The following is a 12238-nucleotide window of genomic DNA, read 5'->3' as shown; positions in this document are numbered from 1 at the left end:
CTGTCTGCAAGAATCGAATATGCATGCGGCAACTTTTTAATGCAGACGCCCGCGCGTACAACACTGGAGTACACTGCGGGCTGGAGCGGCACTCATGCTTTTCTGCACATTTCCGTGCTACAAGGCCGCTATAATGCGCGATCGTTTCCACACCGAGAGGCCTATTAAAGTGTCCCGTCTAAAAGTCCTGCCCCAGTATGTGATGCCGAAAACGGCGCTGACCAACTTCGCCGGCCGCGTCGCCGGCGCCAAGGGCGGCGCCATGACCACGCGCCTGATCCGCTGGTTCGTCGGCAAGTACGGCGTCAATATGGACGAGGCGGCAAACCCGGACATCGCCAGCTACAGCAGCTTCAACGAATTCTTCACGCGCCCGCTGCGTGTTGACGCGCGTCCGCTGGCGGCGGCCGATTTCGTGTGCCCGGTGGACGGCGCCATCAGCCAGTTCGGCGACATCGACGACCACCACATCTTCCAGGCCAAGGGCCATAAATTCACCTCGGCGGAGCTGGTGGGCGGCGACGCGACGCTGGCGGCGCACTTCCAGCACGGCCACTTCGCCAACCTCTACCTGAGCCCCAAGGACTACCACCGCATCCACATGCCCTGCGACGGACGCCTGACGCGGATGATCTACGTGCCGGGCAAGCTGTTCTCGGTGAACCCGACCACGGCGCGCGGCGTGCCGGGCCTGTTCGCCCGCAACGAGCGCGTCGTCTGCGTGTTCGAGTCGGAAGAACACGGCCCCTTCGTGATGACCCTGGTGGGCGCCACCATCGTCGGCAGCATGGCGACCGCCTGGCATGGCGTGGTGAACCCGCCGCGCATGCCACGCATCTGCGAATGGAGTTACGAGTCCCACCCGGTGGTGCTGAAAAAAGGCGAAGAAATGGGCCGCTTCCTGCTCGGCTCCACCGTCGTCATGCTGTTCAAGAAGGGCGCGATCGCCTTCAACCAGGAGTGGGCGCCGGAACGCCCGGTGCGCCTGGGCGAGACGATGGGGAACCGTCCGCGCTGAGCACGGCCTGCGGCCGGTGGCCCGCTTCCGTGCACTTTTCTTCCATCAGGTCCAGGAAGGCCCGGGTCTTGGCCGGCATCAGCCGGCGTCCCGGGAACACCGCCCATCCCTGGGTGGTCGGCGGTTCCCATTCCGGCAGTACCCGTACCAGTTCTCCCGTTTGCAGATAAGGGCTGGCAAAGGTCAGCGCGCTCGCGGCGATGCCGGCGCCGCGCGCCGCCAGCCGAGCCAGCAGCTCGGGCGAATTCGCCGTCAGGCGCGCCGGCATTTGCCGCTCCCAGCGCAGCTTGCCGCGGGTGAGCACCCAGGGCGCGGCGCTGCCGTAGCGGCTCAGCATGCACAGCAAGTCGTGTTCGAGCAGATCGTCGGGATGCTCGGGAATCCCGTGGCGCGCCAGGTAGGCGGGCGACGCGTACAGTCCCCAGTACTCGAGGTTGATCGGCCGCGCGTTGAGCGACGCATCGTCCGGCAGCTCGCCCATGCGGATCGCGATGTCGAAATTCTCGGCGATCAGGTCGACCCGGCGCGGCGACAGGTCCAGTTCCAGCGACACGCCGGGATAACGGTCGATGAAGCGTGCAATCACCTCGTGCAGGCCGAGGTTGGCGAAGTCGCCCGGCAGCGAAATGCGCAGCTTGCCGCTCGGCTCCCCCTGCCGGTGCTGGGCCAAGGCGCCGGCCGCCTCCACTTCTTCTGCCACCTTGCGCGCGTGTTCCAGCAAGCTGGCGCCGAATTCCGTCACCACCAGCTTGCGCGTGGTCCGCTGCAACAGGCGTTCGCCCAGCTTCTGCTCCAGCAGGGCGATACGGCGCGAGACCGTCGATTTGGGCAGCTGCACGCGCTCGGCGGCGCGGCTGAAACTGCCTGCCTCGACGATGCGGGCGAACAGCAGCAGGTCATTCGGTTCGACTTCCATGATTGTTCCACCAGTAGGATAATGTTATCCATTCTACTGGCTTCCGGATTGATTTTGGAACCATTACAGTGTGTCCATCAACACTCCCAACACAAAGGACACGACATGAACATCCTGCAGATCACTTCCAGCGTACGTGGCAACGATTCGGAATCGAGCCGCGTTGCCAACCTCATCGTGGGCAAACTGGTCTCGAGCAATCCGGACGCGAAAGTCGTGCGCCGCGACTTCGGCGCCCAGCCGCACCCGCTGCTGGACGGCGCCGCCGTCGGCGCCCTGTTCACCCCGGCCGAGCAGCGCAGCGCCGAGCAGGCGGCCCGCGTGGCCCTGGACGACGCCCTGATCGCGGAAGCGCAGGCGGCCGACGTGATCGTGATCGGCGCTCCAATGTACAACTTCGGCATGCCGGTGCAGCTGAAGAACTGGTTCGACGCGATCGCCCGTTCCGGCGTGACCTTCCGTTATACCGAGACCGGCCCGGAAGGTCTGCTGAAGAACAAGAAGGTGTACGTGGCCACCGCCCGCGGCGGCATCTATCCGGCGGACGCCGACCCGCAAGTGCCGCACATCCGCATGCTGCTGAACTTCCTGGGCCTGACCGACCACACCTTCATCTATTCGTCGGGCCTGAACATGGGTCCGGATGCAGCGACCAAGGGCAAGCAGGAAGCCGACGCAGCGGTGGAAGCCGCGCTGGCGTAAGATCTCGCCGTTCAGGGAGCGGCGGGCAAGCGACCAACACACAAAGGAGAACAGCATGACCGAGCAAAACGTGACCAACACGATCGCAGCTATTGCGAAGAGCCGCGGCGTCGAACGCCTGATCCAGGGCCAGTTCGTGATGGATGGCGCCGGCGTGAAGATCAACCGCGTGCTGACCGGTTCGCTGCAGCGCCGCCTCGATCCCTTCCTGATGCTCGATGCCTTCGGCAGCGACCAGGCGGGCGATTACATCGCCGGCTTCCCGGAGCACCCTCACCGCGGCTTCGAGACCGTCACCTATATGCTCAACGGCCGCATGCGCCACCGCGACAGCGCCGGCAACGAAGGCCTGGTGACCAATGGCGGCGTGCAGTGGATGACGGCCGGCCGCGGCGTGATCCACTCCGAGATGCCGGAGCAGGACGAGGGACTGATGGAAGGCTTCCAGCTGTGGCTCAACCTGCCGGCCAGGGACAAGATGGGGGCGCCCTGGTACCGCGACATCCCGACCGAGGAAGTGCCGCGCTTTACCAATGACGAGGGCGTGACGGTGCAGGTGATCGCGGGCGAAACGCAGGGCGTGAAGGGCGCGGTACAGCGCGCGCACACCGAGCCGCTGTACCTCGATATCGCGATCCCGGCCGGCGTCACCTACGAGCAGCCGATCCCGCAGGGTCACAACGCCTTCCTCTATGTGTACCGCGGTGACGCGGTGGTCGAGGGCAAGGGCGTGGGCAAGACGCGCATGGCGGTGCTGGATAACGCTGCGGGCGCCGACGGCGTGCGCATCAAGGCGGTCGAGGCGACCAGATTGATCCTGCTCGCCGGCCGTCCGCTCAACGAGCCGATCGCCCAGCACGGCCCCTTCGTGATGAACACCACCGAAGAGCTGTACCAGGCCTTCGACGACTTCCGGGCCGGCCGCTTCGCTTGAAGCACTGATGCGCTACACTGACGGGATGACGCAAGTTCATCCCGTTTTTTTATGCCTCTGATCGACACCGTTGCCGACCTTCTTTCGCGCGCCAGCCGCGCGCTCGGTTTCGAGACCGCGGACTCCTTCCCGCCCGGCCACGCCTACGCGCGCACGCGCTGGAACAAGGCCTACTTCGACATTCCCTCGGACCTGAAACCCGACGCGATCGAGCAGCGCATGTGCGAGGCGATCGCCAACACCCCTGGGCTGTTCGGCGAGATCCAGAACCCGACCCCGCGCATGCAGCGCACCCTGCTGGGCATCATCGAGGCACGCCTGCGCCGCGGCCAGGGCGCGCCGAACGACCTGGCGCAACTGCTCGTAGCAGCCTACCGCAGCCCGCACACCGTGGAGACGGTGCCTGGCCTGCGCCAGGCGATCCGCGATACCTCCGGCTATGAGCCCCACGTGCAGGCCAATGCGATCCTTGCCTACCTCGCGGACGCGCCCGCGGCCTTCGGTGTCATCGAGGCGCGGCCGTAAGCTGCGCGGGATGTGCCGCGTTGCTCGGCACGTAGCGCTCGCGCAGCAGCATGAACGGGGTCTCCACTAGCTTATACAGCAGCCAGCCGGTCAGCACCGACAAGGCTAGTAGCGCAGCAATGGTCATTGGATGTTCGGCCCCGTAGCCATGGGACGCCATCCACTGCGCGGCCATGACGCACAGCGGCTTGTGCAGCAGGTATATCGCGTAGGACCACAGCGCCAATGCGCCCGCACCAGGCACCTTGAGCCGGCGCAGCACGGAATCCTCCGCCACCGCCGCCACGATCAGGAGGGAAAAGCCCAGCGCCATCAGCGGGAAGCCGAATACGGTGATGCCGTAGCCGTAGCGGTCGTCGAGGAAGAACCAGAACGCCACCCCGCAGGCGAGCAGTCCCAAGCCGCCCATCAGGTTACCGTGGCGGGTCAGGCGGGTCCACGCGCCGGGATGGTGGTTGCGCAGCAGCGCCAGGGCGACGCCCGCCACCAGTTCGTCCACTCTGCAGAAGCTAGAGTAATAAATGTACTTGAAATAGAAGTAAAGCTTATGGTTCTCCCCTGCCATCTCCTGCCATAGCTCGGCCCGGACTAGCATGCCGGCCACGAAGACCAAGGCAATCGCCGTCCAGCCCAGCCGCAGCGAGCCGCCGAACAGCGCGCCGAGCAGCGCGACGACGGGCAGCAGCAGATAGAACTGCTCCTCGATCGCCAGCGACCAGCTATGGGAAAACGCGCTGCCCGGCTCCAGCGCGAAGTTCTGGATGAAGCTCGCATACTCCCACAGCGGCAGCAGCGGATCGTCGCCGCGGAAGGCCGGCCACAGGAAGTAGAGGGCCAGCACCACCCAGTAGTTCGGCAGCGTGCGCAGCAGGCGCCGCGCGTAGAAATGCTTCAGGGAGAAGCCGCCGGGACTCTTCATCGCCGTGAAGATCTGATTACCGATCAGGTAGCCCGACAACGCGAAGAACAGGTCGACGCCGACCCAGCCGACCTCTCCCACCCAGCCGAAGGTCGGCGCGTCGCTCACGAACAGCACGTAGTGATGCAGCACCACCAGCGTGACGGCGAGCGCGCGCAGCGTATCGAGGCCGTGGATGCGGGTGGTGGTGGAAGGCATGCCGTACATCGTCGTTGGGGAATGGCGGATCATGCCACGCTGCCGCACCGCACGCCAAGGTTTGCCGATAAAATGTCGGCACCTCATCTCTATCCCGGATCACCACCGCAATGACTTCCCCGAACAAGTACCAGTTCAAATCCGTCAACTACACCGGCCTCGCGAAGGGCCCGCGCGTCATCATCATGGGTGCGACCCACGGCAACGAGGTCTGCGGCACCATCGCCATCCGCCGCGTGATGGAGGACATCGACAGTGGCAAGCTGCAGATCGCGGCCGGCAGCGTGACCTTCGTGCCGGTGGTGAACCCGAAGGCCTTTGAACAGAACACCCGCAACGGCGACCGCAACCTGAATCGCAACCTGTTCCCGAAGGACGCCCCGCAGGACTTCGAGGACCACATCGCCAACTGGCTGTGCCCCCTGCTGGCCCAGCATGACGTGCTGCTCGACCTGCACTCCTTCAATGCGGTCGGCGGCCAGCCTTTCGTGATGGTCGGGCCGCTGAACAACGACGGTCCGCTGCAGCCCTTCAAGCACGCGGAGAAAGAGCGTGCATGGGCACGCCGCCTGGGCGTGAAGCGCTTCGTGGATGGCTGGCTGGCGGCCTACGGCGACGGCGTCAAGCGCCGCAGCCGCAATGCCGATGAACTGGAAACCGTGCTGCGCTACGGCGTCGGCACCACCGAATACATGCGCACCACCGGCGGCTATGCGCTGACGCTCGAATGCGGCCAGCACGTGGACCCGGAGGCACCGGAAGTCGCCTACCGCGCCATCATGAACACCCTGGCGCACCTGGGCCTGATCAAGGCGCCGGACCCGCAGCCGGTGCCTTTCGAGGAGATGGAAGCGCTGTCGATGGTCGTGGTGCACGACAAGCTGCATGCAGACGACGCCTTCTCGCGCCAGTGGGCCAGTTTCGATCCTGTGAACGAAGGCGACGAGATCGGCGTGCGCGCCGACGGCAGCAGGGTCACCGCCGAATTCAGCGGCCGCATCCTGTTCCCTGACGCGAAGGCCGGCGCCAATTCGGAATGGTACTACCTGACCCGCCCGAACCCCTCCTTCGGCCGCGAGTAAGCCGGCGTCGTCTCGGCCTCCTGCCCCTGCAAAGCGCAAATTCCAGCGGCCTCAGCAGGGATTCCGGACATATCGTAAAATTGCGATATTCGGATCGAAAGAACCCGATACAAGGAAGATTCTATGGACATCGACGCGATCCACAAGGCCCTGGCCAACCCGGTGCGGCGCCAGATCCTGCACTGGCTGAAGGATCCGCACCAGCACTTCGCCGAGCAGGAACACCCGCTCGACCTGGGCGTCTGCTGCAAGCTGATCGACCAGCGCACCGGCCTGTCGCAATCGACGGTCTCGGCCCACCTGGCGACCCTGCACAAGGCGGGGCTGGTGAGCACACGGCGCGTCGGACAGTTCATCTTCTTCCAGCGTAACGAGGAGGTTATTCAAGCCTTCCTCGATCAACTGAACGACGGACTTTAGGAGTAGAACGCATGACGACGATGTTTGACCCGCTCAAGGTAGGAGCGCTGGAACTGCCGAACCGTATCATCATGGCGCCGCTCACCCGCGCACGCGCCGTCGGCGCGGGCCGCGTGCCCAACGCGCTGATGGTGGATTACTACGTGCAGCGCGCGTCGGCAGGCCTGATCCTGTCGGAAGCCACCGCCGTCACGCCGCGCGGCGTGGGCTATGCCGACACCCCGGGCATCTGGTCGGATGAACAGGTCGAAGGCTGGAAGAAGGTCACCGAAGCGGTGCACAAGGCCGGCGGCCGCATCTTCCTGCAGCTGTGGCACGTGGGCCGCATCTCGGACCCGGTCTTCCTCGACGGCGAGCTGCCGGAAGCACCGTCGGCAATCGCCGCCAAGGGCCATGTGAGCCTGGTGCGTCCGATGCGCGACTACACCACCCCGCGCGCGCTGGAGCTGTCCGAGATCCCGCGCATCGTGGCCGAATATCGCAAGGGCGCCGAGAACGCCAAGAAGGCCGGCTTCGACGGCGTCGAAGTCCACGGCGCCAACGGCTACCTGCTCGACCAGTTCCTGCAGGACTCCACCAACCAGCGCAATGACCAGTACGGCGGCTCGATCGAAAACCGCGCCCGCCTGATGCTGGAAGTGACCGACGCCTGCATCGAGGTGTGGGGAGCCGACCGCGTTGGCATGCACCTGGCGCCACGCCGCGATTCGCATGACATGGGCGACTCGACCCCGGCGGAGACCTTTGGCTACGTCGCACGCGAACTGGGCAAACGCGGCATCGCCTTCATCTGCGCCCGCGAAGCGATCGGCGACGACAGCCTGCGCGCCCACCTCAAGAAGGAATTCGGCGGCGTCTACATCGCCAACGAAAAGCTGACCAAGGAAAGCGCACAGCAGCTGATCGCCTCGGGCGAAGCGGATGCGGTGGCCTTCGGCGTGTGGTTCATCGCCAACCCCGACCTGCCGCAGCGCCTCAAGCAGGACGCACCGCTGAACACGCCGCGTCCGGAACTGTTCTATGCGCCGGGGGCGGAGGGGTATATTGACTACCCTGCTCTCGCTTGAGCAGTCGCTAGGCAGCAAACTTGGGTCCCGGCCTTCGCCGGGACCCAAGTTCTTCAGCAAATCACCAAAATCTCCTTGCACCACAAGACCGTACATACGCTCTGCAAACCGATATGCACGTGGTGTAAATGACAGCCCTCCCATGCTATTCTTGCGCGATTAATTTTTAACGCGCCTCGATAGCGCTGTCCAGGAGACCCCGTGAAACACTTCGCACCCCGCGTGATGGCGATCGCCATCGCTTCCGCCCTTGCCTTCAACGCCGCGCACGCCGCCCCAGCTCCGGCACGCGCCGAGAACGCCTATCTGTCGCAGGCGGACGCCATGGCCCGTTCGGCGCGCGTGTCGAACGTGGACTACGTGCTCGACTTCACGCTCACCGGCAAGGAAAACTTCGCGGGCACGACCACCGTCACCTTCGACCTCAAGGACACCGATTCGGCCCTGACGATCGACCTCGACAAGGCGACCGTGAAATCGGTCACCGTCAACGGCAAGCAGGTCACCCCGGCCTACAACAACTGGTTCATCACGCTGGCCCCGCAAGACCTCGCCAAGGGCCGCAACACCGTCACCATCAGCTACGAGCGCGCCCACAGCACCAACGGCGAAGGCCTGCACCGCATGGTCGATCCGGTCGATGGCCGCGTCTATACCTACTCGCACTTCGAGCCGGCCGCCGCGCACCAGATGTTCGCCGTGTTCGACCAGCCCGACCTGAAGGCCACCTACACCGTCACCGTCAATGCCCCGGCCGACTGGCACGTGGTCACCACCACCCGCGAATCGAATATCGCGGATGCGAGCGGCGGCAAGCGCTGGACCTTCCCGAAGACCAAGAAGCTCAGCCCCTACAACTTCTCGCTGCACGCGGGTCCGTATAGGGTCTGGGAAGACAACAGCGGCAAGTACCCGATGCGCCTGTTCGCGCGCCAGTCCGTCGCCGCGCAGGTGACCCCGGCGGACTGGTTCCGCTACACCAAGGGCGGCATCACCTTCTTCGAGAACTACTTCGGCATCCCTTACCAGTTCGAGAAGTATGACCAGCTCCTGGTGCCGGACTTCCTGTACGGCGCCATGGAAAACGCGGCGGCGATCACCTTTGCCGAAGGCGGCTTCCTGTACAAGGCCGAGATGACCGCCGCCCAGAAGGCGCGCCTGGCGGAAGTCATCCTGCACGAGATGGCGCACCAGTGGTTCGGCGACCTGGTCACCATGAAGTGGTGGAACGGCCTGTGGCTGAACGAGAGCTTCGCGTCCTTCATGGCGACCCTGGCCACGGCCGAATCGACCGAGTTCAAGGACGCCTGGCAGGCCTTCTACCAGGAAGACAAGCAGGGTGCGTACAACATGGACCAGAAGGTGTCGACGCACCCGATCGAAGTGCCGGTGCCCTCCTCGGCCAACGCCTTCGACAACATCGACGCCATTACCTACTCGAAGGGCGCCTCGACCCTGAAGCAGCTGCGCCACATGCTGGGCGAAGAAGTGTTCCGCAAGGGCGTGCACAACTACCTGGTCAAGTACTCGTGGCAGAACGCGAAGCTGGAAGACTTCATCGGCAGCCTCGGCGAAGCGGCCGGCCGCGACCTGAGCAAATGGACCCAGGACTGGCTGTACCAGGCCGGCGTGAACACCATCACCGCCAGCTACAGCTGCTCCAACGGCAAGATCAAGGACTTCTCGCTGGCGCAGACCGCGCCGAGCAAGGCCCTGCCGACCCTGCGCGAGCAGCGCGTGCAGGTCGGCGCCTTCAAGCTCGAGAACGGCAAGCTGGTACTAGCCAAGAACGTACCGGTGACCTACTCGGGCGCCAAAACCGCCGTTCCAGGCATGGTCGGCGCAGCCTGCCCGGACTTGGTCTATCCGAACTACCAGGACTGGGGCTTCGTGAAGGTCAACCTCGACAAGCGCAGTTTCGACACCGCCCGTACCACCCTCGGCGGCGTGGACGACCCGCTGCTGCGCGCCATGCTGTGGCAGGCGCTGTGGGACGGCGTGCGCGACGCCAAGCTGCCGCTCAACGAATTCATCCAGGTCGCCCTCGCCAATGCGCCGCAGGAGAAGGATTACACCCTGCTGGGCGACGTGCTGGGCAAGGTGACGTTCTCCAAGTACTACCTCGATGCGATGGGCCTAAACAATGCCTACAGCCGCCAGACCACCAAGGCGCTGGAAGACATGACCTGGCAAGGCGTGGTCGCCTACAAGGGCAACGACAACTTCCAGCGCCGCTGGTTCGGCGCCTACATGAGCGTGGCGAGCAGCCCGGAAGCACTGGCGCGCCTGGCAGGCATGCTGGAGGGTAAAGGCGCCGAAGGCCTGAACATCAGCCAGGACCAGCGCTGGGCCATCATCAACCGCCTGAACCGCTTCAATTACCAGGGCGCGGCTGCGCTGGTGGAAGCCGAGCAGGCGCGCGACAAGTCGGACACCGGCCAGGGCGCTGCCATCGCGGCCACCGTGGTGCGTCCGGATCCGAAGGTCAAGGGCGAGTGGCTGGCCACCGTGGAGGACCTGAAGACCAAGCTGCCGTTCTCGCGCGTGCGCACGGCGATGGGCGCCATGTACCCGGTCGAGCAGCACAAGCTGGCCGAGCAGACTGCCAATGACCGCCTGGCGAAGCTGCCGGCGATCGACAAGGTGGCCGGTCCGGTGTTCATGCGCAGCTATGCCAACACCATGATCCCGGCCAGCTGCACGCCGCAGAGCGTCCAGCGCCTGCAGCGCGCCGCCGACAGCATGAAGGAGCTGTCGGCCGGCACCCGCCGCTCGCTGCTCGACACGCTGCAGGAAGACCAGCGCTGCGTGGCGATCAAGAAGGCATTGACCGCACCGAAGTCGTGATTTGACCTACGCGGCTTACCCACGCCGCACGCCCGGCTGGCCTTTGCTGGCCACGCTGGGCGTTCACCTGCTGCTGGCCTGGAGCTGGCGGCTTGCGCATCCGCCGGCCCGGGACCTGCAGGGGGAGCGCGTGTTCGAACTGCTTCCCGTGCTGCCTCCCGCGCCGCGGCAAGCGGAAGTACGTCCCAAGCCTCCCCCACTCCGCACCGCCACGCCCGTTGCACCCGGTACGCGCAACGCCCCGAGGGCTGCAATCAGCGAGCCCGAGCCGATCACGCCGGCAGTCGATGCACCGGCACCAAGCGCCGATCCCTTCGCCATCAGCGAGCCGGCGCCAGCGGCGGAACCGGCGCTCGATGCCATGGTTGGCCGCGCCAAACGCGACGCCCGTGCGATCGACCGCGAGCTCAGGAAAGGTAAATCAGGCGTACCCGAAGTCGCCGACACGCCCTGGGCACGCTTTCGCAGCGCGCTGGAAGCCGCCCACATCGACCGGGGCATGGGAGTGAGCAGCGAGACCTATACTGCGCCCGACGGACAGGTCATCTACCGCTTCCGCCGCAATGGAAGAACCATGTGCCGCACCGGCGGCAGCGTCGGGCCGAAGATCGGCGGCGCCGTCGGCGGCGGCGAGGTGCTGTTCGACGTGCAGGGCGGCGGCGGGCGAGCCGGTGAAATCCAGTGCCCGAGCCACGCCCAATGGAAGCGCGACTGATACTGTCGGCCTGCGCGCCCATTCCTTGTTTTCTGCCGGCGACCCCTCGTTTTCGTCATTCCATCGGCGCCCCCTTTTTCGCCAGGGGCGCGGCACGCTAAGATGCCGCCATCAACGAACAAGGAGATGGATGTGAAAACGATGATCGCCGCCGTGCTCGCGGTCTGCTGCCTGTCCGCCGCCCCGGCCCACGCCCAGGAGGGCCGGGTCATCACGGCCGCCCACGGCGCGGCGCAGGAGTGGCTGAAACTGGTGGACGCCGAAAACTATGCGGCCGCCTACGAGGCAAGCGCGAACGAGGTGCGGGCCAAAACCCCGAAGTTCGCCTGGAACATGCTGCTCAGCGCCGTCCACCTGCCGCTCGGCCAGCTGCGCGCACGAAAACTCGTGACCACGGCGCCCGAAGCGGGCGGCAAGCGGGTCAAGTTCGAGTTCGACTCGCAATTCGAGAAGGACAAGCAGGTGCGCGAGAACGTCACCACCGTGCTCGACCAGGATGGCAAGTGGCGCGTGACCGGCTACACCGTCGCCTCGGACTGAGCGCCTAGCGCGGCCCCGGGCCCTTGGCCGTCGGCGCGCACAGCTCCACCACCCGGCGCCAGGCGCCGGTGCCTTCGCACACGACCGGCGGGCGCCCCTGCAGCAGCTTGCCCAGGTCGACCGGCTTGCCCTCGTTGACGATCACGCCGCGGTTGACCGGGATGCAGAGCGCGTCGTGCCAAGCCGCGGCATAGCCCTGCGGCGTCGGCAAGGGCCCGCGCGCCCGCACCGCGGCCGCCTCGCAGGCTTTCTTCGTCTTGTATGTTCCGCGCAAGCTCGTACTCTCGAGCATCACATCGCCGTGCTGCTGCAGGTAGAGCAGCAGGATCATCGTAAACATTCAGCTTCCTCACTG

General features: G+C 65.5%; 13 protein-coding genes. 10 read left to right on the top strand and 3 right to left on the bottom strand.

Annotated elements, in window-relative coordinates; all coding sequences use genetic code 11:
* The first annotated feature begins 202 nt into the window (after positions 1 to 202).
* Positions 203 to 1018: an archaetidylserine decarboxylase gene (gene asd / locus LK542_RS06805; protein ID WP_227811304.1), complete on the top strand. Its 816-nt coding sequence runs from the start codon at positions 203 to 205 to the stop codon at positions 1016 to 1018.
* Here the strand turns inward: asd and LK542_RS06800 are convergent.
* Positions 951 to 1934 (bottom strand): LysR family transcriptional regulator, encoded by a 984-nt coding sequence (locus tag LK542_RS06800; protein WP_227811303.1) that lies wholly within the window; start codon positions 1932 to 1934, stop codon positions 951 to 953. The genes asd and LK542_RS06800 overlap by 68 nt on opposite strands.
* 105 nt (positions 1935 to 2039) lie before the next feature.
* Here LK542_RS06800 and LK542_RS06795 point away from each other — a divergent pair, with 105 nt between their 5' ends.
* Genes LK542_RS06795 through LK542_RS06785 form a run of 3 tightly spaced genes read left to right on the top strand, consistent with a single transcriptional unit; the run spans position 2040 to position 4095 of the window.
* The gene (locus LK542_RS06795) at positions 2040 to 2636 is read left to right on the top strand and encodes an FMN-dependent NADH-azoreductase (RefSeq protein WP_227811302.1); all 597 of its coding nucleotides are present in this window, start codon (positions 2040 to 2042) and stop codon (positions 2634 to 2636) included.
* Between the two features lie 55 nt (positions 2637 to 2691).
* Positions 2692 to 3570, top strand: coding sequence for a pirin family protein (locus LK542_RS06790; RefSeq protein WP_227811301.1), 879 nt, complete (start codon positions 2692 to 2694; stop codon positions 3568 to 3570).
* A gap of 51 nt (positions 3571 to 3621) precedes the next feature.
* A complete protein-coding gene (locus tag LK542_RS06785; RefSeq protein WP_227811300.1) occupies positions 3622 to 4095 on the top strand; it encodes a hypothetical protein in 474 nt (157 codons plus the stop codon).
* Here LK542_RS06785 and LK542_RS06780 read toward each other — a convergent pair.
* On the bottom strand, positions 4076 to 5245 hold the full coding sequence (locus LK542_RS06780) for an acyltransferase (RefSeq protein ID WP_227811299.1): 1170 nt from the start codon (positions 5243 to 5245) through the stop codon (positions 4076 to 4078). The two genes, LK542_RS06785 and LK542_RS06780, sit on opposite strands and share 20 nt — an antisense overlap.
* A gap of 77 nt (positions 5246 to 5322) precedes the next feature.
* Here LK542_RS06780 and LK542_RS06775 point away from each other — a divergent pair, with 77 nt between their 5' ends.
* The 6 genes from LK542_RS06775 (at position 5323) to LK542_RS06750 (ending at position 11883) form a co-directional block, all read left to right on the top strand.
* Positions 5323 to 6294 carry a succinylglutamate desuccinylase/aspartoacylase family protein gene (locus LK542_RS06775; RefSeq protein ID WP_227811298.1) on the top strand — a complete coding sequence of 324 codons (972 nt, stop codon included), beginning with the start codon at positions 5323 to 5325 and terminating at the stop codon, positions 6292 to 6294.
* A gap of 123 nt (positions 6295 to 6417) precedes the next feature.
* Positions 6418 to 6714 (top strand): helix-turn-helix transcriptional regulator, encoded by a 297-nt coding sequence (locus LK542_RS06770; RefSeq protein ID WP_227801043.1) that lies wholly within the window; start codon positions 6418 to 6420, stop codon positions 6712 to 6714.
* An 11-nt stretch (positions 6715 to 6725) separates the two neighbouring features.
* Positions 6726 to 7781: an alkene reductase gene (locus LK542_RS06765; protein WP_227811297.1), complete on the top strand. Its 1056-nt coding sequence runs from the start codon at positions 6726 to 6728 to the stop codon at positions 7779 to 7781.
* Positions 7782 to 7982: 201 nt separating this feature from the next.
* A complete protein-coding gene (pepN, locus tag LK542_RS06760) occupies positions 7983 to 10628 on the top strand; it encodes an aminopeptidase N (protein ID WP_227811296.1) in 2646 nt (881 codons plus the stop codon).
* Between the two features lies 1 nt (position 10629).
* On the top strand, positions 10630 to 11343 hold the full coding sequence (locus LK542_RS06755) for a hypothetical protein (RefSeq protein WP_227811295.1): 714 nt from the start codon (positions 10630 to 10632) through the stop codon (positions 11341 to 11343).
* A 141-nt stretch (positions 11344 to 11484) separates the two neighbouring features.
* Positions 11485 to 11883: a DUF4019 domain-containing protein gene (locus LK542_RS06750; RefSeq protein ID WP_227801147.1), complete on the top strand. Its 399-nt coding sequence runs from the start codon at positions 11485 to 11487 to the stop codon at positions 11881 to 11883.
* A 4-nt stretch (positions 11884 to 11887) separates the two neighbouring features.
* On the opposite strand, the gene LK542_RS06745 is transcribed toward LK542_RS06750, so the two are convergent.
* Positions 11888 to 12223, bottom strand: a complete 336-nt coding sequence (locus tag LK542_RS06745; RefSeq protein ID WP_227811294.1) for a hypothetical protein — start codon at positions 12221 to 12223, stop codon at positions 11888 to 11890.
* Positions 12224 to 12238 lie beyond the last annotated feature (15 nt).

The sequence above is a fragment of the Massilia sp. IC2-477 genome (assembly GCF_020707265.1).
In the GTDB taxonomy this organism is placed as follows: Bacteria; Pseudomonadota; Gammaproteobacteria; order Burkholderiales; family Burkholderiaceae_D; genus Telluria.
This window is presented reverse-complemented; position numbering and strand designations above follow the sequence as displayed.